This window comes from Fusibacter tunisiensis (assembly GCF_016908355.1).
GTDB lineage: Bacteria > Bacillota > Clostridia > Peptostreptococcales > Acidaminobacteraceae > Fusibacter_D > Fusibacter_D tunisiensis.
The window spans coordinates 85,614-112,285 of sequence record NZ_JAFBDT010000003.1; the positions used below are offsets into that span (position 1 = coordinate 85,614).

At 40.9% G+C, this 26,672-nt stretch carries 21 protein-coding genes and 1 other RNA gene; 19 read left to right on the top strand and 3 right to left on the bottom strand.

All coding sequences use genetic code 11. The features are described from left to right. Positions 1–75: 75 nt before the first annotated feature. The 4 genes from rnr (at position 76) to ssrA (ending at position 3,963) form a co-directional block, all read left to right on the top strand. On the top strand, positions 76–2,190 hold the full coding sequence (gene rnr, locus JOC49_RS03080) for a ribonuclease R (RefSeq protein WP_204662154.1): 2,115 nt from the start codon (positions 76–78) through the stop codon (positions 2,188–2,190). A gap of 25 nt (positions 2,191–2,215) precedes the next feature. Continuing rightward, positions 2,216–3,040 carry a Cof-type HAD-IIB family hydrolase gene (locus JOC49_RS03085; protein ID WP_204662156.1) on the top strand — a complete coding sequence of 275 codons (825 nt, stop codon included), beginning with the start codon at positions 2,216–2,218 and terminating at the stop codon, positions 3,038–3,040. Between the two features lie 92 nt (positions 3,041–3,132). Beyond that, positions 3,133–3,594 carry an SsrA-binding protein SmpB gene (gene smpB / locus JOC49_RS03090; protein ID WP_204662159.1) on the top strand — a complete coding sequence of 154 codons (462 nt, stop codon included), beginning with the start codon at positions 3,133–3,135 and terminating at the stop codon, positions 3,592–3,594. A gap of 8 nt (positions 3,595–3,602) precedes the next feature. After that, positions 3,603–3,963: a transfer-messenger RNA gene (gene ssrA / locus JOC49_RS03095) on the top strand. Here ssrA and JOC49_RS03100 read toward each other — a convergent pair. Then, entirely contained in the window at positions 3,924–4,493 is a 570-nt protein-coding gene (locus tag JOC49_RS03100) for a hypothetical protein (protein WP_204662162.1), read from the bottom strand. The two genes, ssrA and JOC49_RS03100, sit on opposite strands and share 40 nt — an antisense overlap. Before the next feature lie 226 nt (positions 4,494–4,719). Between JOC49_RS03100 and hcp the strand changes: the two genes are divergently transcribed. The 14 genes from hcp to ltrA all read left to right on the top strand — a co-directional run bounded on the left by hcp (position 4,720) and on the right by ltrA (position 21,505). After that, complete coding sequence (hcp, locus tag JOC49_RS03105) at positions 4,720–6,345, top strand: hydroxylamine reductase (protein WP_204662164.1); 1,626 nt, start codon at positions 4,720–4,722, stop codon at positions 6,343–6,345. Between the two features lie 55 nt (positions 6,346–6,400). Further along, positions 6,401–7,600, top strand: coding sequence for a diguanylate cyclase domain-containing protein (locus JOC49_RS03110; protein ID WP_204662176.1), 1,200 nt, complete (start codon positions 6,401–6,403; stop codon positions 7,598–7,600). Positions 7,601–7,708: 108 nt separating this feature from the next. Beyond that, positions 7,709–8,914: a GGDEF domain-containing protein gene (locus JOC49_RS03115; protein ID WP_204662178.1), complete on the top strand. Its 1,206-nt coding sequence runs from the start codon at positions 7,709–7,711 to the stop codon at positions 8,912–8,914. Beyond that, positions 8,904–9,515, top strand: coding sequence for a TetR/AcrR family transcriptional regulator (locus tag JOC49_RS03120; RefSeq protein WP_204662180.1), 612 nt, complete (start codon positions 8,904–8,906; stop codon positions 9,513–9,515). The genes JOC49_RS03115 and JOC49_RS03120 overlap by 11 nt, the downstream gene beginning before the upstream one ends. Further along, positions 9,512–11,158 carry a methyl-accepting chemotaxis protein gene (locus JOC49_RS03125; protein WP_204662182.1) on the top strand — a complete coding sequence of 549 codons (1,647 nt, stop codon included), beginning with the start codon at positions 9,512–9,514 and terminating at the stop codon, positions 11,156–11,158. Before JOC49_RS03120 ends, JOC49_RS03125 begins: the two co-directional genes overlap by 4 nt. A 38-nt stretch (positions 11,159–11,196) precedes the next feature. After that, a complete protein-coding gene (locus JOC49_RS03130) occupies positions 11,197–11,766 on the top strand; it encodes a YuxH family protein (protein ID WP_204662184.1) in 570 nt (189 codons plus the stop codon). Further along, positions 11,706–12,410 (top strand): EAL and HDOD domain-containing protein, encoded by a 705-nt coding sequence (locus tag JOC49_RS03135; RefSeq protein ID WP_204662187.1) that lies wholly within the window; start codon positions 11,706–11,708, stop codon positions 12,408–12,410. Before JOC49_RS03130 ends, JOC49_RS03135 begins: the two co-directional genes overlap by 61 nt. Positions 12,411–12,577: 167 nt before the next feature. Further along, entirely contained in the window at positions 12,578–13,942 is a 1,365-nt protein-coding gene (locus JOC49_RS03140; protein WP_204662190.1) for a sensor histidine kinase, read from the top strand. Positions 13,943–13,960: 18 nt separating this feature from the next. Then, complete coding sequence (locus JOC49_RS03145; RefSeq protein WP_204662193.1) at positions 13,961–14,947, top strand: PocR ligand-binding domain-containing protein; 987 nt, start codon at positions 13,961–13,963, stop codon at positions 14,945–14,947. A 167-nt stretch (positions 14,948–15,114) separates the two neighbouring features. Continuing rightward, positions 15,115–16,197, top strand: a complete 1,083-nt coding sequence (locus JOC49_RS03150) for a glycerol dehydrogenase (protein ID WP_204662196.1) — start codon at positions 15,115–15,117, stop codon at positions 16,195–16,197. A gap of 1 nt (position 16,198) precedes the next feature. Next, positions 16,199–17,191: a dihydroxyacetone kinase subunit DhaK gene (dhaK, locus tag JOC49_RS13195; RefSeq protein WP_243423564.1), complete on the top strand. Its 993-nt coding sequence runs from the start codon at positions 16,199–16,201 to the stop codon at positions 17,189–17,191. Positions 17,192–17,252: 61 nt separating this feature from the next. After that, positions 17,253–17,855 (top strand): dihydroxyacetone kinase subunit DhaL, encoded by a 603-nt coding sequence (gene dhaL, locus JOC49_RS13200; protein ID WP_243423565.1) that lies wholly within the window; start codon positions 17,253–17,255, stop codon positions 17,853–17,855. Between the two features lie 66 nt (positions 17,856–17,921). Next, on the top strand, positions 17,922–19,961 hold the full coding sequence (locus tag JOC49_RS03160; RefSeq protein ID WP_204662199.1) for an alpha/beta hydrolase family protein: 2,040 nt from the start codon (positions 17,922–17,924) through the stop codon (positions 19,959–19,961). A gap of 371 nt (positions 19,962–20,332) precedes the next feature. Continuing rightward, on the top strand, positions 20,333–21,505 hold the full coding sequence (ltrA, locus tag JOC49_RS03165) for a group II intron reverse transcriptase/maturase (RefSeq protein ID WP_204662202.1): 1,173 nt from the start codon (positions 20,333–20,335) through the stop codon (positions 21,503–21,505). Positions 21,506–21,787: 282 nt separating this feature from the next. On the opposite strand, the gene JOC49_RS03170 is transcribed toward ltrA, so the two are convergent. Both JOC49_RS03170 and JOC49_RS03175 read right to left on the bottom strand, forming a co-directional pair. Beyond that, positions 21,788–22,642, bottom strand: coding sequence for an SDR family NAD(P)-dependent oxidoreductase (locus tag JOC49_RS03170; protein WP_204662205.1), 855 nt, complete (start codon positions 22,640–22,642; stop codon positions 21,788–21,790). Between the two features lie 17 nt (positions 22,643–22,659). Beyond that, a complete protein-coding gene (locus tag JOC49_RS03175; RefSeq protein WP_204662207.1) occupies positions 22,660–24,603 on the bottom strand; it encodes an NAD(P)/FAD-dependent oxidoreductase in 1,944 nt (647 codons plus the stop codon). Positions 24,604–24,905: 302 nt separating this feature from the next. On the opposite strand from JOC49_RS03175, the gene JOC49_RS03180 reads away from it, so the two are divergent. Beyond that, positions 24,906–26,495: a PucR family transcriptional regulator gene (locus tag JOC49_RS03180; RefSeq protein WP_243423576.1), complete on the top strand. Its 1,590-nt coding sequence runs from the start codon at positions 24,906–24,908 to the stop codon at positions 26,493–26,495. Positions 26,496–26,672: the final 177 nt, after the last annotated feature.

The following is a 26,672-nucleotide window of genomic DNA, read 5'->3' on the forward strand; positions in this document are numbered from 1 at the left end:
TTCCTTTAGGGGAAGTGTGTTTTTTTGATTGAGAATGGTATAATATAAAGAGACTTAAATTTTAGGAGGGGGCATATGATAAAAGAGCAAGTACTTGAATTTTTGGAAGCCAATAGTGAGCGACCTTATATTGAAATGGATCTTATGAATGCGCTTAATATAGACCCAATTGATCGATCGACGTTTATTGCTGAAATGGAAAAGTTGGAAGATGAAGGTAAGGTTATTCGGACTAAGAAGGGCAAATATGCACTTCCAGAGTTCTTTAAAATTTACGTGGGTAAGATTCAGGTGACCACACGTGGTTTTGGCTTTGTTATCGTTGAAAATGTTGAGATGTTGGATGTTTTTATTCCGTCCAATTCGCTTGGTGGCGCAATGAATGGTGACAAGGTTATGGTAAAATTAACGAAAGTGGGCGGTCCAAATCAAAAAAGTGAGGGTGAAGTAATAAAAATCGTCACACGTGCCAACACAAAGATTGTGGGCACATACGATGAAAGCAAAAATTTCGGATTTGTAATTCCCGATGACACTAAAATTCGCAAAGATATTTTTGTATCTAAGAACAACACGCTTGGCGCAAAGCAAAAAGATAAAGTTGTCGTAGAAATTATACGTTATCCTGAAGATAGAAGAAATCCAGAAGGAAAAATTATTGAAATTCTTGGTCAATCTGGAGATCCTGGTGTTGATATACTGGCAGTTATACGCACATTTAACCTACCTGAAATTTTCAATCATAAGGTTCTAGCTGAAGCAGAAGCAATTGCACAAGAAGTTGCAGCATCTGAAATTGAAAGGCGTGAAGATTTTAGAGACTTGAATGTCATTACCATAGATGGCAAAGATGCAAAGGACTTGGATGATGCGATTCATATTCAAACATTGCCCTCGGGCAACTATGAACTGGGTGTTCACATTGCGGATGTGACTCAATATGTTAAAGAAAACTCACAGCTTGATAAAGAAGCCTTAAAACGTGCAACGAGTGTTTACCTACTTAATAGGGTAATTCCAATGCTACCGGAAAGGCTTTCAAATGGCATATGTAGTTTGAACCCTGGTGTCAATCGTTTGGTTTTATCATGTGTTATGGAAATTGACAGAAATGGGGATGTGGTTTCACACCGTATTGTTGAAGGTGTCATAAAAACAGTGGAACGGATGAATTATGAAGATGTTTCCGATATACTTGAAGGTTTAGAAGACCATGCTTTGAAAGATCGGTATGGCTATTTATATGAGGATTTGTTTTCAATGAAGGCACTTGCTGATTTACTCTTTCAAAAAAGAGAATCACGGGGTGCGATTGATTTTGATTTTGCAGAAACCAAAATTATGCTAGATGGCGCGGGCAAACCAATTTTTGTAGGGGAAGCTGAAAGACGTGTTGGCCATAAATTGATTGAATCCTTTATGCTTGTGGCCAATGAAACTGTTGCGGAGCACTTTTTCTGGCTTGAGATGCCTTTTGTTTACCGAATTCATGAAGACCCTAAACCAGAAAAGATCGAAACCTTGAATAAATTTCTCCACCATTTTGGATACAAGATTAAAGGATCAGCAGATGACATTCATCCAAAAGCTGTTCAAGCGCTTTTGGAAGAGGTAGAAGGCAAAAAGGAAGCGCACGTTATTAGCAAGCTGACGCTTAGGTCTTTGAAACAAGCGAAGTATTCACCAAACAATGATGGACATTTTGGATTGGCAGCGAAATACTATTGTCATTTTACGTCGCCAATCAGACGGTACCCAGACCTTCAAATTCACAGGATTATTAAAGAAGTCATAAATGGTCAAATGACAGATACGCGTCTTAAAAACCTAAAGAAGATTGTGGATGAGGTTTCAATCCAAAGTTCTGATCGAGAAAGAAATGCGGAACTTGCTGAGCGTGAAGTAGACGATATGAAAATGGCAGAGTATATGGTTCAATTTATTGGTGAACGGTTTGCTGGTGTAATTTCAACCATTACATCTTTTGGAATGTTTGTAGAACTGGAAAATACAGTGGAGGGACTTGTTCGGTTGGAAACCATGGATGATGATTACTATGTATATGATGAGTCTAAAATGGTTTTAGTGGGTGAGCGAACTCGAAAAACGTATGAACTTGGACAAGAGGTTGAGGTTGTTGTAACGGGTGCAGATCCAAGTTTAAGACAGATTGATTTTGAACTTGAATAACTATAGGATATGGAGACTTAATAGAATGCGAAAGTTAATAGTAAGTGATATAGATGGTACTTTGCTAAGAAATGACAAAAGTATTTCAGATCATACAAAAAACACAATTTTTAAAGCAATAGAAGATGGGCACATATTTGCCATTGCAACGGGTAGAATGCATGGGGCAGGAAAAATCATTACACAGACTTTGGATTATAATGGTTACTTGATTTCATGTAATGGTGCAGTGGTCAAACATTTGAAAACGGGTGAACTGTTACAGGCAATTGAACTTCCCAAAGAAACTGCCCATGCTGTCGTAAAAATTTGTAAAAAATATGATGTTTACTTTCATTTCTATGATATCGAAACCATCTACGCAGAACGTAGAGAGCATCTTGCCAAGGGGTATGCAGATGGAATGGCGGAATTGCCTGAGGCTTTTAAATTTAACGTCGTCTTTGAATCGGATTTGTCAGGGTTTGTAGACAAGGTACCTATTTATAAGATTGGACTTTATAGTGAGCATCCAGAAATTTTTCAGAAGGTTATGCAGGAAATCAATTTGATTTCGGGTGTTCAGACGTGCAAATCCCTTACAACGTCTTTTGATGTTATGGCAGAAGGGGTTTCCAAAGCCACAGGGATTGAAGCGATTCGTAACCACTATAATATTCCAGTAGAAAACGTAATCGCACTTGGTGACAATGAGAATGATATGGATATGGTTAAGTACGCTGGTGTTGGGGTTGCTATGGGGAATGCAACTGAAGCACTTAAAGCTGTAGCCGATTTTGTTACAAAAGACAATGAATCAGATGGTTTGGTATACGCCCTGGAACGGTTTGTAAACGAATCGCAACTTTAGATTAAATTCAGATGACATGCGTTGAAGTGAGACAGTGTATGTGTTAAAATGATAATTGCAGTCGATTATAATCTTTATGGAAGGAGAACTGTATGGCTGAAATCAAATTATTGGCTCAAAATAAAAAAGCCAGACATGACTACTTCATTGAGGATACTTATGAGGCTGGAATTGAGCTCTTTGGAACAGAAGTAAAATCCATTAGAAATGGAAAAGTGAGCATAAAGGAAGCTTATGCAGAAGTTAAAAATGGTGAAATCTTTATTTTGGGCATGAATGTGACCCCTTATGATTTTGGAAACCGTTTTAACCAAGATCCAGTGCGCACACGAAAGCTTTTGCTCCACAAACGCGAAATTCATAAGATTCATGCACTTATAACGCGTGATGGCTACACACTTGTACCACTTCGAGTTTATCTGAATGGGAGAGGGCTCATAAAGGTAGAACTTGCCATAGCCAAAGGGAAGAAGCTCTATGACAAGCGGGAAACTTTGGCAAAAAAAGATGCCAATCGACGCATTCAAAAAGTGTTAAAAGAGTACAACCGCTAATACAACGCGGGGATGTACTGGTTTCGACAGGGATGATGACCTTTCATAAGCGAGCCGTGTTTCTTGATCTGGGGTACACGTAAAAGAACTGGATCAATAAATATAAACGCAAATAACGAATTTGCTTTAGCAGCGTAATGCTGCGTCACCTCTAGGCCTTGTCTCAGCCGCCTGGAGCCTGACAAACCCTTGCTGGGGCCTCATCTTGGGATGCGTTTCTAATCCTTTGGTCTGAGTATGATAGAAATAGCCTAGGAACATGTGGGTCACTGGACGCGCTTCTAGGTGAAATTTAATTAGTGACTGCGCTCGGAGAAAGTGAAAGTGATTTATTTTTGGACGCGGGTTCGATTCCCGCCATCTCCACCATTCTTATGCACGTCCAAAAAAGGACGTGCATTTGTCTTTTTTGAAATGTAGTAAGCGTAGCTGTCAGCCACGTTTTTGCCCACAATTTCGTCGAGTTTGTATTCGATGCTGACGTCTTCGTTTGTGACAGTGACTTTTTCAACAAATGCTTCAATGATGGCTTTGAGTTCTAGTTCTTCCTCTTTCTTTTGAGAGGTGATGATTTTCTGCTTGAACTTGTTAAAGGCCTTCGTTAGATCTTCATCCGTCAACTTGGTATCGATTTTGATGTTTTTCAAGTCGCTTATGATGTTTTCGATGTTGGCGATGGTCTTTTCTGTTTCCTTAAGTTTATCAACTACCAGTTGGGAGTGATTGCCTGCCATGATAAAGGAAAGCAGGTTATTTGCTTCTTTTTTTGCGGCATTGAGTTGTTGTTCATAGTTCAGGATGTCTTTGCTGGTGTCAGACTTTGAATCGGTGATGAACTCGTTATAAGCTTCTGTAATACTGGTGGCGTTCGTGGTATTTAGTACTGATTTGATGATCATAGAAAGGACATATTGGTCCAGATATGTTTTATTGATTTCTTTACATTCGCAATTATTCTTGTACCCGTATTTCATTTCAAACAATCTACGAATTTGTATATACAAAATGTAATTTAAAGCTTTTGTTTTTTTTATGTTCAGCTTTACTCAAAAATAAGTTGTTAAAACAATCTCATAATAGTACAATTAATTTGATGTTCAAATCATTCTATATGGAGGTATGTTTATGAGTATGTTCTGTTATCAATGTCAAGAAACTGCAAAGAACACTGGCTGTACGATAAAAGGTGTTTGCGGTAAAAACGAGGAAGTCGCTAAACTACAAGATTTATTGATTTACAGTTGCAAGGGAATCTCAGAAATTGTCATTAAAGGCGCATTACAAGTAGAAAATTTGAATGAAGCAAATCATCAAGTATTAAAAAGTTTATTTATAACCATTACAAATGCAAACTTTGATGAAAACGCAATAGAAAAACAAATCCAAAAGAATATCCAAATCAGAGATGGTTTGAAGGCAAAAACAAATGGCTTACATTTAAGCGATGCAGCAACTTTTACTGTGTCAGATCGTGATGCAATGCTTGAAAAAGCTTCTGTAGTTGGCATTTTAGCCACTGAAAATGAAGATGTGAGATCTTTAAGAGAACTTGTTATTTACGGGTTAAAAGGTATGGCTGCTTATACGCATCACGCTTTAAACATCGGCAAAGAAAATCACGAGATTAACAAATTTATCTATGAAGCTTTATGCGCAACGCTTGACGATTCGCTATCTGTGAACGACTTGGTTGCATTGACATTAAAAACTGGTGAGTTTGGCGTTGCAGCAATGGCATTATTAGATGGTGCAAACACATCCAAATATGGCAATCCAGAAATTACAAATGTAAATATTGGCGTTCAGAAAAATCCTGCAATCTTAATTTCAGGTCATGATTTAACAGACCTTGAGCAATTGCTCGAGCAGACTAAAGGAACAGGTGTTGATATCTACACACACAGTGAGATGTTGCCAGCACACTATTACCCACTGTTTAAAAAATATGATAATTTAGTGGGCAATTATGGTGGCTCATGGTGGCGTCAAGTGGATGAATTCGGGCCATTTAATGGACCTATTTTGTTCACGACGAACTGTATCGTACCACCAAGAACAGAAGAAATCAGAAATCGCATCTTCACAACAGGTGCTGCAGGATTCCCAGGTTGCAACCATATCAGTGCAGATGAAAATGGAAATAAAGATTTTTCTTCAGTTATTGAACTTGCAAAGGGTTTGCCTTCGCCTACTGAAATTGAAACAGGTTCGATTGTAGGTGGATTTGCACATGAACAAGTATTCGCACTGGCTGATAAAGTGGTTGATGCGGTTAAATCTGGCGCTATCAAGAAATTCTTTGTCATGGCAGGCTGTGATGGACGCATGAAATCAAGAGAATATTATACTGAATTTGCTGAAAAATTACCAAAAGATACGGTTATTTTGACAGCTGGATGTGCGAAATACAGATACAACAAACTACCACTTGGTGACATTGGTGGCATTCCTAGAGTACTAGATGCAGGTCAATGTAATGACTCGTATTCATTGGCACTCATTGCACTTAAACTTAAAGAGGTATTTGCTCTTGATGACATCAATGAATTGCCAATCGCATTCAACATCGCGTGGTATGAACAAAAGGCCGTTATTGTACTTCTTGCGTTGCTGTATCTAGGCGTTAAGAATATCCATTTAGGACCGACTTTACCAGGCTTCTTATCACCAAATGTTGCAAATGTATTAGTTGAGAATTTTGGAATAGCTGGAATTGGAACAGTTGAGGAAGACATTAAACTTTTTATGTAAATGAAGGATTGAAGCAGCCTAAAAATAGGCTGCGTCTTTTACGGTAGGAGGATTTGTGAAAGTAAAACACCAATTGCTGATTACGCATGGAATTCTTGTGATATTGGCATTAATGATTGTATTGATTAATATTTTTTCTTATACTCGGATGGAGAATGATGCAGCATTAATTAATCAATCGGGGAGAATGAGAGCGTACAGTTACAATATGGGGCTCTTAGCGAATAGAATCAGCCAAGAAACGGACGAAGTACAAAAGGTGGCATTGAAGTCTGATCTGAAAAGTAAATTGTCCAATTTCGAAAGCAGCTTCAATGAACTGATGCTCTCTGATTCCAATTTGCTTAAAGATGAAGAAATAAAAGCAAAGCTTATTTATATCAGTAAAATGTGGGAAACGTCATTTAGGTCAAAATATATGTCTATAATAACAGAAGATTCAAATACAGAAATCTGTGATCAAATTAATTCAGAAATTGATTTGTTTGTAGAAGATGTGAATCACTTTGTAAATTTGATATCGGATGATGCACAGCAAAAGGTCGTTGTTGCAATCTATATGAATGCCGCTTTGGTTCTCCTCATTGTTAGTGTAACCCTATATTCATTTCATTCGACAAACAAACATGTGAGAAAGCCAATGATGACACTGATTAAAGAGTTGAAAGCCTTATCGCTTATTGACGATGAAGTATCTGATAAGCTTAAGAACATTGACATCAGTGAATTTAAAGAAATGTCTCTATACTTTAATGAACTCATTTTCGATCAACTTACAAAAGTGTATACACGTAAATCGGGTTTGGCAAAACTTAGTAAATTAGTGGGCCAGGACAATCGACGCAAGCTTCATTTTAGCTTATGCTTTATTGACATTAACGGCCTTAAAATGGTAAACGATATTTTGGGTCACAATTATGGAGATGAATTGATTGTTAGTGCAATTGATGTCATTAAAAATGAAATCCGAGAAGACGACTACGTTATTCGAATGGGTGGCGATGAATTCTTGATTGTTTTTAGCAATATCAATTCTCAAATTGCTGAGACCATTTGGGAGAGAATCAATACACGCTATGAAGAAATAAATGTGACGGAGGATAAACCATTTCTAATAAGCGTCAGTCATGGCATTGTCGAATATGAGCATGTAAACAGGTCGAGAATTGATGATTTGATCAAAAGAGCCGACGACAAGATGTATGTTGAAAAGAAATACCTAAAAGAGGCTGTAAAAATTAATGTCATAAAGTAAATTTAAAAGTCCTTAATGGGCTTTTTATTTTTGTAACGTTAGTTACAGAAAAGTCAGGGTAAATATTATATAATGTTAATAACCGAATGACTAACCATGGAGAAAAGTATGTTATCAATTTTTGTACTGGATTTAAAAACCCTTACGGGTGTTTTGGTGTGGGGAGATCTCGCGCTGGCGATTTTGATTTTTGGCTATTTAAAATTCCATAGTGGTATTGATGAGAAAAATCCAATTCGATTTTTTGGCATTGCAAAATTCCTTCAGTTTTTTGGCTGGTTGTTGTTGTTTTACAGAGGAAATGTTTCGGATTTGTTCTCAATTTATTTTGGAAACATTATTCTATATCTAAGCTTTTTCATTGAATCTTTGGTTATGTTGACTGTGGTTAATAAAATGACTAAGAAATGGCAGAGGATTCAAGCAATATTGTTTATAATCTTCAGTATGCTAATCATCTTGGTTGATTTAGGATGGGGCGAGGCAAACTTAAGAGTAGTTGTATCTTCCTATGCAATTTTTTCTTTACTTGCTATTCCAACTTTCTTTTATATTTTTTGCAAAGATGACTTGCCATTTAAAAAATATGTTGGTTTATACATGCTGGTATTCTTGATCTTCTTATTTTACAGAGGTTCACAAGCACTTTTTTCAGCTGATATATCATTGTTTTCTCAATCCCTCGCTCAAAGCGCTACATTTATTACACTGATTTTATTATTGTTTATCAGCGGTGCAGGTTTTTTATTGATTATGTATGAAAAAGCTGATCAGAAAACAAAAGCGCTAGCAAGTCTAGATTATTTGACACATATACCGAATCGACGATTTTTTATGGACAAGGCTTATGGATATTTTGAGCGACATAGGATTGCTGAAAAGCCTATGAGTGTTTTGTTTATTGATATTGATTTTTTTAAGCGTATAAACGATCAATTTGGTCATTTGGCAGGCGATGAAGCGCTTAAACAGCTTGCTAAAATTCTTCAGGAGAGCATTCGTCCTACTGACTTGTGCTGTAGATATGGGGGCGAAGAGTTTCTTGTATTACTGAATGAAACCAGCGAAGAACACGCGATGATTGTTGGGAAACGCATTTATGAAAATGCAAAAGAAATCAACATAGAACGAAATTCAAAACAAAGCTTTACCATAAGCGTCGGAATCTATTCGGGCATTCCAACAGAAAATGACACGCTGGAAAAATTTATTGATAAAAGCGATCAGACGCTGTATAGAATAAAAGAATCAGGAAGAAACAGAGTCGCTTTGTTTAAAGAGTTTTTTGAAGAAGAGGAGAACGATGGAAAATAAGGATAGTAAATCGGAAATGATCAAATCGATGGCTTTTAGGCTGTTTTTAGACAGAGGTTATGACGCAACGACCATACGAATGTTGTCTAGAGCTGCAGGTGTTGAAGCACCAAGTATATATCACTATTTTGGCTCAAAAAAAGGATTGTTTTATGCAATATCTGAATCCTATCTAGAGGACTATCAAGAATTGTTAAAAGAATCGATGAAGCACTGGGGCGCCGATCCAATGAACCAAATATTGGGGTTTGTTAAATTCGCTGTTTGGTACACTATGAATCACATTGATGAAACTAAGTTTTATCTTAGATATCGCTTGTTTTGGCCAGCTGAATTATCAGAAGATATGGAAAAACATTTTCATAAAACAAATGATCAAAAGGAAGACTTGTTAAGAGATGCTATTCGAGTATGTATCGAAACCGGGAGTTGTAAGGTCGATGAGCAAACTGCATATCGAAGTTTGATTAATTTTGTAGATTCGTGTACCTTCAACATCATTTTCTCTAACTGGCGTCCCGATGAACAAGAGTTAATAGAAACATGGCAGTTGTTTTATCAAAGCAGAATAAAATTGGGAAAAGGGGATTTTGAATTATGAAAATTAAGCATAAATTGTTATTAACTTTTGGAACACTGATTATTTTATCTTTTGTAATTGTCGCTATTAATTACTTTACTTATCAGACCATGGAAAGTGACGCGAATTTTGTTAATGAAGCGGGCAAATTACGCGCCACAGGTTATAGAATGGCGCAGCTTTCAAATATTATTTCAGCCAATGCTGATATTCAAAAGGCTACTGAACTTGAAAATACAATCTTTATGTTTGATGAAATTCTACAGGATATAACTCTAGGAAATCCAAGCAAAGGATTATCGGCTTTGTCTCATGACAAGACAAGTGTTCAGTTAAAATCCATAATAAATGAATGGCAAACGGTGTATAAACCAGCTTTTGTGAATGTTAAAGATTCGGGCGATATAGAGTCGCTTAAAGTGATTAATGAGACTATTGCCCCTTATGTTACGGCTATTAATGAAATGGTAACAGGATACTCCGCTTATTCAAGCTCAAAAGTGACTTCTGCAAAAGTGACCAATGGTATCTTAAGTTTCGTGGCACTTGTTTTTGGCGTCATTTCATTCTTGTTTTTAAACAAGGGCATTCGAAAACCGATCAACAACTTGATTGTAGAACTTAAAGCTCTCTCTGAAGGAAATGGTGATTTGACCAAGCGTATTGAAGTTAAAGGTAAAGATGAAATTGCTGAAATGACTGGACACTTTAATCAATTTTTGGATGATATTCATAAAATTGTCATTGATATTTCAAAAATCTCCACTGTATTATCTTCAAACATGAGTGCAATATCAAATACCACAGAAGAACTCACCAAGTCCACAGAAATGATTGCAGTTTCTTCAATGGATGTGGCGGAAGGTTCTGTTACTCAAAATCATAAGTTGGATGGCCTAAATGAACTGGTTAAAAAACTTAAGAATGACATAGAAGATGTGGCACAACGGGCAAAACAAACACTTCGTTCTTCTGAAATGTCTCAAGAATCAGTAGTTGTAGGTAATGAGCAAGTGGACATTCAATCCAATGAATTGATTGAGTTTGTGTCATCTATTAACGAAGCATCGAATTCAGTTGAAGATTTAAATCAATCCTCAGTGGAAATTAAAGCAATTGTGGAACTGATACAAAGTATATCTTCTCAAACCAATTTATTAGCATTAAATGCTTCTATTGAGGCGGCTAGAGCAGGAGAAGCGGGTAGAGGATTTGCTGTGGTTGCTGAAGAGATTAGAAAACTTGCTGAAGAGACCGCTGAATCTGCCAAGAAAATTAGTGGCATCGTTTCAAGTATTAGTTATAAAACCATAGCTGTAAAAGAATCTATGGACGGACTTGTTGAGAAAACAAAAGTACAAGAAGCGTCCATGGGGACCTTAAAGAAGGAACTCAAGAAAATTTTGGACAGAACGGCCTTAACTTTAGGGAAGTCTCAAGATATTTTAAATATATCATCTAAAGTGAATGAGGATTTTACGGAAATCACCACATCTACCAAGGAAATTCAGGGTATTGCAGAACAAAATTCAGGTAATACACAAGATGTTGCTTCAGCAGTTGAAGAGCAGACGGCATCTTTTGAGGAAGTTTCTGCAAATATTGGTTTAATAAATGAAATGGCAGGAAAACTTACCCAAATTGTAGGTAAATTTCGTATATAGTAACAGGCATTAAAATTTATGATTAGATAGGAGCTGACATGTATATTGCGCGGCAACCGATATTAAAGTCTGATTTAGAAGTATATGGGTATGAGCTTTTATATCGTGATTCAAGGGATTCAACTTTCTTTAATGATATTGAAAGTTTACAGGCTACTGCAAGCGTCATAGAAAGTCTATATGAGTCTGGAATTGAAAACATAGTCGGGAAAAAAGTTGCCTTTATCAACTTTGATGAGAAGATTTTAGCATGTGGATTAATCGATTTGATAGACAAATCTAAAGTTGTCATTGAAATATTAGAGAGCACAGTGATTGACGAACAGTTTCTTTCAAGATTGACTGGACTTTCAAATGCCGGATTCAAGATTGCATTAGACGATGTAGTAGATGATAAACACACGGCTGAACTTGCTAATTGTGCCCATATTGTGAAGGTAGATTTATCCTTGGTTAAGCTAGACGAAATTAGGCCATTAATATCACGATTATTATCATCTGGCAAAATTCTATTACTGAGAAAGTTGAGACAGAATCAGAATTCATTATGGCTAAGGCCATGGGGTTTCATCTTTTTCAAGGTTATTTTTTTAGCAAGCCTAAAATAATTGGGCATAAAAATGATAACAAGTCGGCATTAAAAACGCAGTATATTAGAATTTTAAATGAGTTGAAACAAGAGGAACCCTCATATACCAAGATTGCTGAAATTATTCAGCAAGATGCAAGTTTGACATATCGTTTTTTGCGCATTATAGGAAAGCGTGCTAAAGAAGATGAAATTGCATCAATAAAGCGGGCCATGACTTTTATGGGCTTGAAAGAACTTGAACGGTGGATACATGTCTTACTGATTCAAGACCTGGGTGGCAATAAACCTAAAGAGTTGATGATCATGTCGTTGACGCGTTCAAAGTTTTCTGAAATTTTAGCAATCCATAGCCAGGGGCAAAAACACTGCCAAGAAGCCACACTTATGGGTTTACTCAGTATGATTGATGTTCTTCAGGATGTAAGTATGGAAGAAGCCTTAAAGGGGATACCATTGGCTTCAGAAATCATTTCAGCTCTGGTTAGGAATGAGGGAGAACTTTCATTGATTCTAAGAATCGTTCAGGCTATAGAAATGGCAAACTGGAATGAGGTGGATTTACTGGGCAATTGGTTGAAACTTCCGATTAAGGAAATTGGTCGTTTTTATCTTAGCGCTTTAAAGTGGGCAGAAGAAACAGTATTACAAATAACAAGCTAATCTTTCATTCGAGTGAGGTGTTGCATGCTTGCGTTGTTCCTTTATGCTTCATTCTCTTAGGGTTCGACTCCCCATATGTATGTGATTTGACTTCAAAACAACGGAGCGACTCTAGGCATTTAGTTTGCATAAACTCAATATCAAATTTCGTAGTTTCCGCCATTCGTATGCCCGGCACTAGAGATATATTGATGATCTTTATTGCTTTTAATCTCATTTTTAGAATGTATTCTCAGAGCATCGCAAAAAAAGAACTACAAGATACGATGACGTCTGTGGAACTTTTAATCAAACAGCAACTCACAGCCACGGATCTAACCCAAGAGTCTATCCTAGAAAAAGTACAGTTGATCCGCAAAACACTTAAAATTTCCAGTCTTTCAACCTCGGCTGAATTCATCATCGTCGACGCTAAAGACAAGGTTCGGTTTCCTCAAAATGATGAAGAAAATGGGATGAAACTACAGCTCTTAGAAGACGCGATTCAAAATGCTGAGGACAGCGCATCGGATACCATCACGTCCTTTAGAAGTGAGGGACGAAAGTACTACATGTCATATCGTGAGCTATCAGCGCTTAAGGTGTCTAAGGCCAAAGGCGTGTCAAACAAACTGATTTTTCTCATAGACAGTCATGCTTTATCCCCTGTTATGAGAACCATGAATGTCGTTTTAACCGTGATCGTCGCCATCGCCTTTATCATCAGTGGTATGGTTTCTCTTAAGCTATCGAAAAGTATATCGAAACCCCTCGTTGAGTTGTCTTTACAAGCGAAAGAAATCGGAAAGGGCGTGTTTTTAAAGTTGCCATCGGACGACAGCAGTATTGAGCTTCATGAGCTGACACAGAGTATGAACGACATGTCTAAACGCTTGACAGATCTTGATAAAGCCCAGAAACTATTTTTACAAAATGCTTCGCACGAGATTAGAACACCGCTTATGAGCATACAGGGATATGCGGAAGGCATTTCGAAAGGCATATTTTCGGATACGACGAAGACCGCAGACATCATCTGTGAAGAAAGCAAACGACTGAACCAATTGGTGGATGAACTTCTGACACTTTCGAGAATCGAAAATAACACCGATGAATCTGAATTTTATGTCCTCAACCTCTCTGATGTCATGAAAGAAGTGGTACAGAAAATCGAAGGTTACGCTTTGAGAGAACAGAAAAAAATCAACGTGATGCTTCCGCCAGATGTTATAATGATAAAGGCGAATGATGCTTTATTATCTCAAGCCATGATTAACATCATATCCAATGGCATCAAATATGCCCATTCAAATGTGGACATAGCCATCAGTAAAGAAAATCACATGGTAATGATCAAAATCAAAGACGATGGCGATGGTATTCCCGTTCAGGATTTACCACACATCTTCGATCGATTTTATAAAGGCAAAAATGGTAATTTCGGATTAGGCCTTGCGATCGTAAAATCCGCGATTCTGAGTCTAAAAGGGTCGATTAGAGCTTATAACGAAAATGGAGCAGTTTTCGAAATCAAATTTCAAGTTATAACGTAATGTCTATGGGAGGAGTACATGATCAGAGCGCATTTAAGTCTGGTAGAAATTCTAGAGATGAACCAGTTTCAAACACTACAAGATAACTTGTCTGTATCCACAGATTTAGCGATTTTAACCGTGGATTATAAAGGCATCCCTGTGACCACACACAGTTTATGTCGAGCTTTTTGTGAAAAAGTAAGGAAAGCCCCCTATTATAAAGATTTATGTCAAAAGTGCGACTCGAGAGGCGGACTTGAAGCCGCTAGACTTCAAAAGCCGTATATTTATATGTGTCATATGGGGATTGTGGATTTGGCGGTGCCCATCATCGCAGAGGATCAATATCTGGGGGCAATAATGGCCGGACAGGTTCGGATATCAGGCAGCAGCAAACTCGAGTGGATTTTAAATGCGAACCACGATGCCGAAGAATGTAAAGCCAACGCAGAACTCATGGCAGATTATCAAGCGATGCCCGTGCTGAGCTTTGAAAAAATAGAAGCCATCGGAAACCTGTTGTTTGGGATTAGCAAAGTCATCGTAGACAGAGCGACACTTCTTAAAAAATCAGAAGACCATCCCGGTTCTGAGCCGCTTAAGTCTCCTGTATATCAGCCGATGGTTAACCCTAAAATGGTGATCCGAACAGAGATTCCCACACAGTACATCTTCCTCAAACCCGCAATCGAATATCTCCATCAAAATTGCCATCAGAAGATTTACCTCAAAGATATGGCCACTTTATGTAACATCAGCGAGAGCTATTTTTCGAAGTCGTTCCATAAAGCCTTTGGCTTAAGTTTTACCATGTATCAGAACAAACTCAGAATCGACAAATCCGAAATCATGCTTAAAAACACCAGTAAAAACATCAATCAGATTTCAGATGAACTCGGTTTTGATCATGCCAGCTACTTTATCAGACTATTCAAAAAAATGCTAGGCATCACACCCGCTATGTACAAACGTCTGTACATTGAAAAGACTCAACTCGAACAAAAAAGTTCAAATCGTTCATGATAAAAATCAGCATTTTATGCTGATTTTTTTTATTTCCAAAACATAAAATTAGTATTTTAGAACAGTTATGTATCAAAATCGTGCCATTTCCTCTGATGTATTTTATGTCCCACTTCTATATAATCAGGTTAAGTCGCAACACATTATGATTAAAAGGAGATGGCATTATGAAAAAAATACTCATTTCACCGTCAAAATATGTTCAAAGTAAAGGTGCAATTAAGGAACTGACTAAAATCGTCAGCGAATACGGTAAAAAAGCACTTTTGGTTTCTTCCAGTGCAGATTTATCTTATGTTCAAAAGGCTCTGGATGAAGCGCAACAAAATTTTCCCCTTGAATTCGTGCTAACGTCCTTTAGAGGCGAATGCTCAAATGTAGAAATCGAAAGATTGAGAACCCTTTCTAAAGCAAACGGCTGTGATGTCATCATCGGTCTGGGTGGCGGAAAGTCTTTAGATACAGCGAAAGCCATCGCCCATTACGATCATTTACCCGTCATCGTCGTGCCCACCATCGCCTCCACAGATGCACCATGCAGCAGTTTAGCAGTCATTTATACAGAAGAAGGCGCGTTCGAATCTTATATGTTCTTTAAAACGAATCCAAACCTCGTGTTGGTGGATACAGACGTCATCGCAAAAGCACCTGTTCGTTTTTTAGTGGCAGGCATGGGCGATGCTCTATCCACATATTTTGAAGCCAGAGCTTGCGCGAGATCTTTTGCAGATAACATTCCTGGAGGCAAGAGCACGAAACTGGCCATCGCCGCCGCCAAACTATGCTATGAAACACTACTGGAAGACTCTTTAAAAGCCAAAGCGGCCTGTGAAGCCAATGTCGTGACACAAGCACTTGAAAACATCATCGAAGCCAATATCCTTCTCAGCGGTATGGGATTTGAAAGCAGTGGTCTTGCAGCGGCACATGCAGTGCATAACGGATTGACTGCCCTGGAAGAAACACACCATTGTTTCCACGGAGAAAAGGTAGCCTTCGGCGTATTGGTGCATCTGGTATTAGAAAATGCCCCAAAAGCAGAACTCGACGAAGTTTTAGTCTACTGTAAATCGGTGGGTTTACCGACCACACTTGAAGCGCTTGGCGTCAAAGAGGTGACGGATGAAAAAGTCATGGCAGTGGCTGAACTGGCGTGTGCGGAAGGTGAAACGATTCACAACATGCCATTTAAAGTCACAGCTGAAGATGTTTATGCAGCCATCTACGCAGCCAATCGTTTGGGGGCCTAACATGAAAAAAATCATCAATCAAACAGATGACATCGTCATCCAGATGGGCAAAGGCATGGCTCTAGCCCATCCCGATAAAATCGAGTTCGAAGAAAAATATAAAATTTTTAAACGCAAAACGATCAACCCCAAAAAAGTCGCATTGATCTCAGGGGGTGGCAGCGGTCACGAGCCTGCACATGCCGGTTATGTGGGCACGGGGATGCTCGATGCAGCCGTGGCAGGAGATGTGTTTGCGTCACCCTCATCGGTACAAGTGTATCACGCGATCAAACAGGTGACAGGTGAAGCGGGATGTCTGCTCATCGTAAAAAACTATTCAGGCGATTGCATGAACTTCGACACAGCCGCTGAAATGGCAGAAGAAGATGATTTAAAAGTCCTTTCTGTGTACGTCAATGACGACGTCGCCGTAAAAGACAGCCTCTACACCATCGGCAGACGGGGCGTGGCAGGCACCGTGCTCGTGGAGAAAATCGCAGGCGCAGCAGCGGAAAGAGGAGACTCGCTGGAAAACGTTCAGCTTCTCGCTCAAAAGACCATCGAACAGGTGAAGAGTATCGGGGTTGCATTGACGTCGTGTACCGTACCAGCGAAAGGCACACCTACATTTGACCTTGGTTCAGATGAAATCGAGTTTGGTGTCGGCATCCACGGTGAACCTGGCATCGAAAGAAGAAAAAGCATGACGTCACATGCACTGGCAGTTGAAATGTTAGACTTGCTGATCGGGGAACTTGGCCTGACGGATGAAGATGAAATCGTGGTCATGGTCAATGGACTAGGAGGCACGCCACTTCAAGAACTGTATGTGTTTAATCACGATGTTCGTGCCATACTCAGTTCTAAAAACATCCACGTGTACGACACGCTGGTGGGCAACTATATGACGGCCATCGATATGGCAGGACTATCGCTCACGGTACTCAAACTCACAGATGAACTCAAAGCGCTCTACGATGCGCCTGCAGATACCATCGCATATCATAAATAGAACATTATAAAAATCTTGAGGAGGCAATATGTCAACTTTATCAAAAGCTGAGCTCTTCCAAATGCTCAATCATATGGCAGAGGTGATCATCGAAAACGAAGTGCCGTTTTGTGAGCTAGATGCTGTGGCAGGGGATGGCGATTTCGGGATGTCCATCGCAAAAGGCTTTAAAGTGCTTATGGCGCAGTGGGAGACCTTAAATCGCGAAAGTATCGGCGAATTTTTAGCGGACTGTAGCATGGTCATTTCAGAAAACTGTGGTGGGGCTTCAGGCCCGATTTGGGGCGCGGGTTTCAAAGGGGCAAGTAAGGCCACCACGGGTTTACAGAGTCTCACAAAGGCTGAGTTCGCATCTATGCTTGAAAGTGCAGCGGAGCTGATTCAAAAACGCGGTAAAGCCAACAGAGGCGATAAGACGCTCCTCGATGCCCTATTGCCTTGTGTGGATGCGCTAAATGCACATAAATCTGATGAAAACTCGTTTAAAATGTTCTTACAAACGGGTGCGATGGCCGCCACCGAAGGTGCTGAAGCCACTAAAAAAATGATCGCTTCTAGAGGTCGTGCCAGCTATGTTGGAGAACGTAGCTTAGAATTCCCCGACGCTGGCGCAATGGCTCTATCCATTATATTTACAGCGATATCCGGTCAAGTCTTAGATTAACTCAGTAAGATTCGAAAAAATACAGCAGTGTATTTTTTGAAATAGAAAGAGGAGGGAAATAGTGAAATGAAGAAGACCATGGCGTTTTTCCAAAATCCGTCAAAAGGATTGGCACTGGCATTGATCTTAATCTTAGTGGGCAGTTTTTTTGCAAATGTTTTTAACACCTCATTTTACCAAGTTGATGTAACGCGTATTTCATTTGAAACCGAAAAAGGTACGTTATCGGGGCTATTATATATGCCTGATGGTGCAAGCGCAGACGACCCTAGACCGACCATCGTCACCACACACGGGTATCTCAACTCGGCAGAAATGCAAGACGCACCTGCGATAGAGATGTCTAAAAGAGGCTTTGTCGTCCTGGCACTGGACATGTATGACCATGGACATTCCATGACGAAACTCGACACAGAAAATGCAGCTGCATTCTTCTCATTCTGGCCCACAGCTCTAAACGATGCGGTTCAGTACATCTATGACCAAGATTACGTGAAAAAAGATGAAGCAGGCAATGGTCTCATCGCAGTCAGTGGTCACTCCATGGGCGGATTTTCAACCACCATGGCCATGGTCATGGATGAGCAAGGCTTCGCTCAAACGGGAATCCGAAAAATTCACGCTGGCTTAACCGTAGGCGCAGACTTCCTTTGGACAAGTTACCTCGAGGTAACGGGCGATGTGGCCGGCGCAGCGATTGGACCAAGAATTTCAGGTAAAATCGCAGCGCACTACGACGAATTCTTCTTCGACATGGCAGCGGCAGCTGAATCAAAAACAGTCGTTCAAAAGGATTATTTAAAGCAAGCCGAAGGCTTAGCATTTCTTGGCAATCCTGAAAATCCTGTCCCTGGTGAGTTCTATAGCTTAGAAAATGGCGGTTTAAGAGTCATCTATACCCCAAATGAAACACATCCATGGAACCATTTTTCTAAAGAAACCACAGGAAATCAAATCGATTTCTACCAAAAAGCATTTGAAGGAAAACTTTCAGAAAATCAAACCAACGTCGACGCTGACAGTCAAACGTGGTTCTTTAAAGAGTTGTTTGAACTCGTAGCCATGATCGGATTCTTCATGCTATTTGTTCCATTGGCAGCCATCCTCGTTCAAAAGGTAAAATGGCTTCAGACAGAACAACAAAATGCCACATCGACAGTACGCAAAATGCACCCAGCTTTTTTAACCTTGATTGTCATCATCAGCGCAGGCTTCCCAGCGTATTTCTATCCGACGCTCATGGGTAAAATTCCTGAAAAACTCCTCTGGTTACAAAGAGGCGCAGAAGTGTTCATCGTCCTCAGCGCAGTGGCACTGATCTCGAGCTTTGTAATCGGTCAGTTTAAAACAAAATCCAACACAATCATCTCGGCTTTGGCACTCATCTTCGCGATTTTCGGTCGCGTTTTAATGAACCAATCCGCTGAGTTTTTCAAATCTAGCAGTTATTTTAACGCACCAACCATAAATCAATTCGGTTTCTGGGCGGTTTCATCAGCCGTATTCGCAGTCCTCTTCATGGCAGTGATTCATTTTATCACGTCGTCTAAGGATCAAACGGTAACACTTGACATGTACGGCCTGACGAAAAAACCGATGGACATCCTTAAAGGCTTCTGTTTAGCCGTGATTCTCCTCGTTTCAGGCATCGTCATCCTGTTTGTCGTAGATGCGCTCTTTAAGACGGACTTCCGCTTCTGGACTTTTGCCGTGAAGACCTTTAACGCGAAACACATGATCTCTGCACTGGGTTATATGCCGATCTTCTTCTTATTCTATCTGGTCAATGGCATCGCCATACACAAAACGACACTTGGCCTCAAGTTCGGTAAATCCATCGCAGTCCTCATGAATGTCGGAGGCTTAATCCTGTTCCTAGCGCTTCAATACGGCATGCTCTTCGCCACAGGAACAGGCATAGACCCAACACTATCACTCGCCAGCATCATCCTCATAGGCATGGTGCCAGTGCTCCTCATCGCAGCCCTGTTCACGAAAAAGTTAACCGAGAAAACAGGCAACATCTACACCAGCGTATTCTTCAACACCATGCTGATGACCCTGATCTCAGTTGCCAATACAGTGGTATATAGTAAACTTGTTTAGGACATGATTCATGCCGTCCCACCACCATGAGCCTTATATGTGCCTCACTTAGTCCTCGCCACTTCTCCATCTAAGTGCGACATAGTCGCACCTAGAAGTGTCTGCGGAATCGTTCGTTGCACACATATGGCTCATGGTGGTGGGACTCATGTATTATGTCTTCGGGCGTTTTTGGAAGTGATTTATGGACGGGATCAAAGTAGTATGATGAAATATAAGTATGAAAGGGTCCCTGATATATGATGTGAGTTTGTTTCATAATCTCATATCGTATATCAGGGACCTTTTGCTTTTCATTGTATCCACAAAGTCGATGTGTTCCAAGCATCAGGCAGCGAAGGTTCCATGCCCTCTATGACAAGGTCCACAGGATGGATGTCCTATGGAAAGCCTGGGACATTGTCAGGAAGAACAAGGGAGTCGGAGGTGTAGACGAGATGACCATCGGTGAGATTGAAGACGCCGGCGTGGAAGTGTTCCTCCTGGAGATAAGTGAAGCGCTTGAAGGGGGCGACTACAGGCCCAGGCCTGTGAAGCGCACCTATATCCCAAAGAAGGATGGCAAGAAGAGCCCTCTCGGGCTGCCTACCGTAAAGGACAAGGTGGTCCAGACCGCGGCGAAAATCGTCATGGAACCCATCTTCGAAGCGGACTTCAGGGATTGTTCCTTCGGGTTTAGGCCCAAAAGGAACCAGCATCAGGCGCTGGAGGTCATCAGAAAGAAATGCAACAACAAAGGCTGGTGGGTGCTGGACGCGGATATCAAAGGATACTTCGACAACATCGACCACGAGAAGCTCATGAAGCTGGTGGAGAAAAGGATATGCGACAGGAGGATGACGAAGCTCGTCCGGCTATGGCTGAAGGCAGGTGTGATGGAGGATGGCCACGTGATAGAGACCGAAACGGGCTCCGCACAGGGCGCTTCCATCAGCCCGCTCCTCTCCAACATCTACCTCAACGTGCTGGACTGCTACTGGGAGAAGAACTACAGCCACCTCGGTACCCTGGTCCGCTTTGCCGATGACTTCGTCATCATCGCAAAGACAAAGAAGGATATCGGCCACGCCTATAAGGCGGTGGCGTATGTGATGGCGAAGCTTGGCCTCCAGCTCAACCTGGAGAAGACGAGGTTCGTGAACATGTATGACGGCAAGGACGGGTTCGACTTCCTGGGCTTCCATCATAGGCGAAGCCAGATGGAGACCAGAAAAGGCAGACGCTACACGACGACGGCACTGGTGCCGTCGAAGAAAGCGAAGAAAGCGATGAGGGAAAAGATCAAAGAGGTGTTCCAGTCAAGGAGCAGCCTGCTCCTCGAAGTGCAGGAGGTCGTCAGAATCCTGAACCCCAAGATTGTGGGACTCAGGAACTACTACGGCCTGAAACATGCGGAGAAGGCACTAAATACCCTCGACTGGTACGTCACGAAACGTCTCATCCTCTGGTATAACATGAAACATCAGAAAAAGAGGAGGCTTGGCGGGTACCGTAAAATCGTGCACTTGCTGGACTCCGCCGGACTGAAGAAACTCGCGGCCTGACGTTATGATGCGCATGGAAGAAGAACATCGGAAAGCCGTGTGCGGGAAAACCGCATGCACGGTTTGATGAGGGGAAGGAGGAAGAAATTCCTCCGACCTACTCTACCTTTATTCAACACTACTTTCATACAGAGCCAAATGAAAAGGCGCCGACTCCATCTGGAGACGCCGCCTTTTAGAATAAATGGGTTTTTTTGGATATACTGAAAAACATGGAGTTTAGAAGAATATTTAGTCTCATTGGCCAGAAGCCTGGTCAGTTTGAAGCATAAACTGAAGAGACTAGCCCCTTAGCACCTTAAGATCAGGACCTCTTCCCTCAAGGATGTCCTTCACTCGTCTACCTACCAGGGTGTTATAGATCGGGTGAGTCAGGATGTAGAACTGATTTTCTTCGATGCCGTTCATCACACTCATGCCTATGCTGTCAATGGGCATTCCTGTTGTGATGACAAACTCGGCTCTCTTAAGTCCTGCCGCATATTGAGGAGAACTGTAGTATGGATCGCTCTTGTCCGAGAATCTTTCAGGACGATGGTTCTCATGATGATGAAGGTCTGTCTGAACAAATCCGGGACAAAATACGGACATCTGGATATTGGCATTTATGGCTTGAAGATCAAAGCTTGTACTCTCACTTAGCGCCACACTTGCATGCTTTGTAGTGTGATAAGCGGGCATGCCGTTTGTTGTGATCAGTCCTGCAATGGATGCCACATTCAGGATATGACACTCAGAACCCTGCTTAAGCATGATGGGGATAACCCGTTTCATGGCGTAAATCTGACTCATGAGATTTGCACCCACAATCCAGTCCCAGTCTTGAAGAGGGAGCTCCCATACGGGACCTGAGATGGCGATACCAGCATTATTGACAAGAAAATCAATGCTTCCATAGGTGTTCATAGCGGTATCCACCATTTTCCCGATTTCACTGTCGAGGGTGACGTCACAGTGGACACCGGTAACCTCAGCACCCTTATGTTTAAAATAGGACACAGCAGCGGTTAAACTTTCTTCATCAATGTCAGCAAGAACCAGTTTCATTTCCCGGCTTGCACATTCTTTGGCAATTTCAAATCCGAATCCATTACCTGCTCCGGTAATAACGGCAACCTTATTTTTAAAATCTTTCATGGTAAAAATCCCCCTTCTTACTTAGTGGTGAAAGCAAAGGCCTGGCTGTATCCTTCTTTAATGGCTTCCTGAATACGCCCAGCTTTCTCTGCATCGCCGATGACCCGGATATTCTCGAATGCGTCCAAGAACTCATTCACCATAGAGCGCCTTGGTGCTACTCCTAGGGCAAGAACGACGGTATCCGCCTCTATCTGCATAACCTGATTGTTCATCTGATTCATAATGGTGATGCCGTTTTCTGATATCCCCATCAGGCGATGATTGGGAATAATTACAGGTTCATGTTTCTGGAATCTCATCATCAAGTCCACTAAAATGGTGCGGTTAATGCCAGGGCCGATGTTTTTCTGCATCTCCACAAGGGTAATGGGATGACCCTTGTCAGCAAGAAGCTCTGCGGTCTCAAGACCTGTAAGTCCTGAACCGATTACGGCAACTCTGCCTGTGGCCACGGACTTCCCGGTGAGTACATCTTCTGCAAGCATGACATTTTTCCCTTGAATTCCTGGGATAGGTGGAATGGCAGGCGTGGCACCTACTGCAACGAAAATGCCATCAGGATTCAGTTCCTTCACCATTTCTACAGTAGCCTTCGTATTCATTCTCACATCAACGCCGCTCTCTTCAATCTCACGGATCATTCCGTTATTCATGTCAGCCACTTTCTCCTTGATGGGGGCCTTGTCAGCTACATTGAGCGTTCCGCCAAGTTTCTCTCTCTCATCAATGAGGATGGTTCTGTACTTTCTCTGATCAAGAAGTAAGGCAGCCTGCATCCCGGCAGGTCCACCACCGATTACCACAACAGTCTTTCCTTCTCCATCTATATTAGGGTCTGAAAATTCGATTTCCCGCCCTACTCTGGCATTAACCGTACACTTCATGTGTCTTCCCTGATTGAGCTCGGCAAAACAGTTTAGGCAGCCGATACATTTTCTGATCTGATCGCTTTTTCCGTCTCTTGCTTTATTTACCCAGTTGGGGTCAGCCAGATGACCACGAGCCACTCCAACAAAGTCGCAGACACCATCATTTAAAAGCTGCTCAGCAGTTTGAGGGTCTTTAATATTGTTTACTGCGATGACAGGGATCTTAACATTTTTGCGGATCTCTGTAGCCAAATGCTTTTTCCATCCCTGTGGATAGGATCCAGGCTCAATGATGGTGGTGGCACTTTCGTAGGTTCCACTGCTGACATTGATTGCATCTATGCCCAGGCTCTCTAAGGTTCTGGCGATCTTGACCGACTCAGGAAGCTTTAAGCCGCCCTCAACGAATTCATCAGCGCTGATCCTTACTGAAACAGGAAAGTCCGCTCCACACATGTATTTGATTCCAGTTATGATCTCTGAAAGAATTCTTAATCTGTTCTGGAAACTTCCACCATATTTATCTGTCCTGACGTTGGTGTAAGGGGAGATAAACTGATTAAGAAGGTAACCATGAGCGGCATGAATCTCTACTCCGTCTGCACCGGCAGTTTTGGAGATGACTGCACCTTTGATGAAGCTCTTCACAAGGCCCTCACACTCTTCGGTGGTCAGGGCACGCGGCATTTCCTGAGTCACCTTGCACATGATGGCAGAAGGCGCAACAATCTGTTTTCCGCCTATGAGACTGCTTTTGGTTTCTCTGCCGGGGTGATGAAGCTGAATAAACACTTTTGTGCCATGCTTCTGAATGGTTTCAATCATTCTCTCCAAATGGGGAATATGACGCCCTTCAGTGACTGAAAGCTGATTCGGTGTACCGACACCATATTCATCATCAATACGAGCAATCTCCGTGATGATCAGACCAACTCCACCTTTGGCTCTTTCTTCGTAGTACCTGGTAATCACATCTGTAGCTTCTCCTTGGGAATTGGCAAGGTTAACGCCCATGGCAGGCATAACCACACGGTTATTCAGGTTAAGTTTTCCGATTCTACCTCTTTCAAATAACTTTTCGTATTTCATAACAATCTCCTCTTAAGATATTCATAAAATATATTTTGGCATTTTGAACAAAACCCTGATTTTAAAGACTTGAAAAATCATTGTACTCAGCATATATTTTTCAGTTTTTACTCAGGATTCAAAAGTTCAGGCATTGAAGCGATGTGTAGATTTATGACAATTCATGAAGAGTCTGTTATAATAATAACATATGAATTCAGAAGGCGATAGATGAGGAGTGCATGAATATCAGAGGAGTATTTGTGCGTCTTGCCCAAGTGGTGTCAATATAAGAATCTGTATAATGGAAAGAGGGGAAAGTGATGGATTTCAGAAGCGTCTTAAGGGTACTTAAGCAGGAAAACAGACTGGAGATTTTAAGATCAGAAATTACATTAGAGGATGAAATCAGTGAGATTTGTCTTTTTGAGAATGGAGCTCAAAATATCAGGAAAAAGCTCTATATTGGAAATATAGAGGAGATCATATCATGGATTAAAGCCGAAGCGGACAGCCCTGAGAAAGGGGCTGGCCTGTCTGCCATTATCGGAATAAAAGAGAGAGATTTTGAGGATGAATCCGTTAGCAGACATTTGGCGTATTCACTGGAGAACGGCATGATATCAAACTATGCCCTGATACGAGAAGAGCACACTTTGAAAGCGCTTCATGCAGTGAATAATATTATGCAGAAAAAACTTAAGACCAGTTATCAGGTGACTGAGCTTATGGCTCTTGCCATGAGAGGGGCTGATCTTAAGAGCATACTAAAGGTTTCGGAAAAGACACTTGAAAATCCAGTCATTATTATTGATGCCGGGTTTAAAATTCTTGACGTATCCTCCATGGAAGATATTGATGATGACATATGGAAAGCGAATATCAGGAGGGGTTACTGCTCCTATGAGTTTATCAAAGAAGTACACAAGATAGACCAGATCAGACCTTTCCCTCATAACTCCGATGTCTATGAGGTGAACTGCAGTTTTTCTGCCTATGTAAAGTCATGCAGTAAAATTTTTCACAAGGACCGACTTGTCGGCTACGTCATTATGCTGAAGAAAAGAGAAATCGAGAATGCCTTAATTGAAGAGTATCTTCCAATGGTGGGCAGCTCAGTGTGTGAGGTTCTTCTTCGGACAAAAGAGCATAAGGGGGTATTTGGATCTCAGGAAGAAAATCTGATTCATGAACTGATCCATGGGGGAGATGAAGAACTCATTAAGATCAGGTTCAAAATCAATCAGATTGAACTTCCTGAAAAGATGAGCTGCTTGATGATGAAGACAAATGAATACTTAAACAGTATTCAAGCCACAACATTCTTGAAGGAGCAGATTAAGAATATTCTCCCTGGTGCCTTCTGTCTGGAAGAACAAGGGAATCTACTTGTCATCTGCAGGCTTTCTCAAGATGGAAGGCTTACTTCGGAGGAAGAGAGAAGACTTCTTGGTCTTTTCCAGCAAGGTGTCATCCACATGGGCATGAGCAGTCCGTGCACGGATATTATGGCGTTAAAGGATGCTTATGGGCAAAGCGCTCAGCTTTATAAGATCTCAAAAAGACTTCAGATTGAAAAAGAGATAATGTATTTCTCTGATTACAGTTTCTACATTATGCTCAGCAATCTTAACGAGAAAGATCTTCTACAGTATGTTCATCCTGCCTTGAATATTCTTAGAAAATACGATCAGATCCATAATGGAGAACTCTATAAAACCCTTCAGGTTTTAGTGGACCACCAGTCTCAAATGGTCAAAACGGCAGAAGCGCTGTCCATACACAGAAACAGTCTTTCCTACAGAATCAATAAGATCATTGAGTTGACTGGACTGGATCTGTCGAGTAATGAAGATATTTTCAGGCTCAGCTACGGATTTAAAGTGGAGAAGTACTGCAGGGTAGCAGTTTAGGCATTGCTATATAGAAAGAAGCAGGGGATGAAAACAAAACCGTTTAAATGAATGTGAATCATGACAAAAAGAGCTTTTTCCTCGAAGCTTATGACAGGCAAATTGATGTTCTTCTGATCATCACATAATATTCTTCACAGATTCAGCAAATTTATTTAATACCTTGTGTAACAGATC

Bases quoted from the DNA above. Each gene is read 5' to 3' on its own strand.
- rnr (WP_204662154.1), top strand. From the start codon at position 76: ATGATAAAAGAGCAAGTACTTGAATTTTTGGAAGCCAATAGTGAGCGA.
- JOC49_RS03085 (WP_204662156.1), top strand. From the start codon at position 2,216: ATGCGAAAGTTAATAGTAAGTGATATAGATGGTACTTTGCTAAGAAAT.
- smpB (WP_204662159.1), top strand. From the start codon at position 3,133: ATGGCTGAAATCAAATTATTGGCTCAAAATAAAAAAGCCAGACATGAC.
- JOC49_RS03100 (WP_204662162.1), bottom strand. From the start codon at position 4,493: ATGATCATCAAATCAGTACTAAATACCACGAACGCCACCAGTATTACA.
- hcp (WP_204662164.1), top strand. From the start codon at position 4,720: ATGAGTATGTTCTGTTATCAATGTCAAGAAACTGCAAAGAACACTGGC.
- JOC49_RS03115 (WP_204662178.1), top strand. From the start codon at position 7,709: ATGTTATCAATTTTTGTACTGGATTTAAAAACCCTTACGGGTGTTTTG.
- JOC49_RS03120 (WP_204662180.1), top strand. From the start codon at position 8,904: ATGGAAAATAAGGATAGTAAATCGGAAATGATCAAATCGATGGCTTTT.
- JOC49_RS03125 (WP_204662182.1), top strand. From the start codon at position 9,512: ATGAAAATTAAGCATAAATTGTTATTAACTTTTGGAACACTGATTATT.
- JOC49_RS03130 (WP_204662184.1), top strand. From the start codon at position 11,197: ATGTATATTGCGCGGCAACCGATATTAAAGTCTGATTTAGAAGTATAT.
- JOC49_RS03135 (WP_204662187.1), top strand. From the start codon at position 11,706: ATGGCTAAGGCCATGGGGTTTCATCTTTTTCAAGGTTATTTTTTTAGC.
- JOC49_RS03140 (WP_204662190.1), top strand. From the start codon at position 12,578: ATGCCCGGCACTAGAGATATATTGATGATCTTTATTGCTTTTAATCTC.
- JOC49_RS03145 (WP_204662193.1), top strand. From the start codon at position 13,961: ATGATCAGAGCGCATTTAAGTCTGGTAGAAATTCTAGAGATGAACCAG.
- JOC49_RS03150 (WP_204662196.1), top strand. From the start codon at position 15,115: ATGAAAAAAATACTCATTTCACCGTCAAAATATGTTCAAAGTAAAGGT.
- dhaK (WP_243423564.1), top strand. From the start codon at position 16,199: ATGAAAAAAATCATCAATCAAACAGATGACATCGTCATCCAGATGGGC.
- dhaL (WP_243423565.1), top strand. From the start codon at position 17,253: ATGCTCAATCATATGGCAGAGGTGATCATCGAAAACGAAGTGCCGTTT.
- JOC49_RS03160 (WP_204662199.1), top strand. From the start codon at position 17,922: ATGAAGAAGACCATGGCGTTTTTCCAAAATCCGTCAAAAGGATTGGCA.
- ltrA (WP_204662202.1), top strand. From the start codon at position 20,333: ATGGATGTCCTATGGAAAGCCTGGGACATTGTCAGGAAGAACAAGGGA.
- JOC49_RS03170 (WP_204662205.1), bottom strand. From the start codon at position 22,642: ATGAAAGATTTTAAAAATAAGGTTGCCGTTATTACCGGAGCAGGTAAT.
- JOC49_RS03175 (WP_204662207.1), bottom strand. From the start codon at position 24,603: ATGAAATACGAAAAGTTATTTGAAAGAGGTAGAATCGGAAAACTTAAC.
- JOC49_RS03180 (WP_243423576.1), top strand. From the start codon at position 24,906: ATGGATTTCAGAAGCGTCTTAAGGGTACTTAAGCAGGAAAACAGACTG.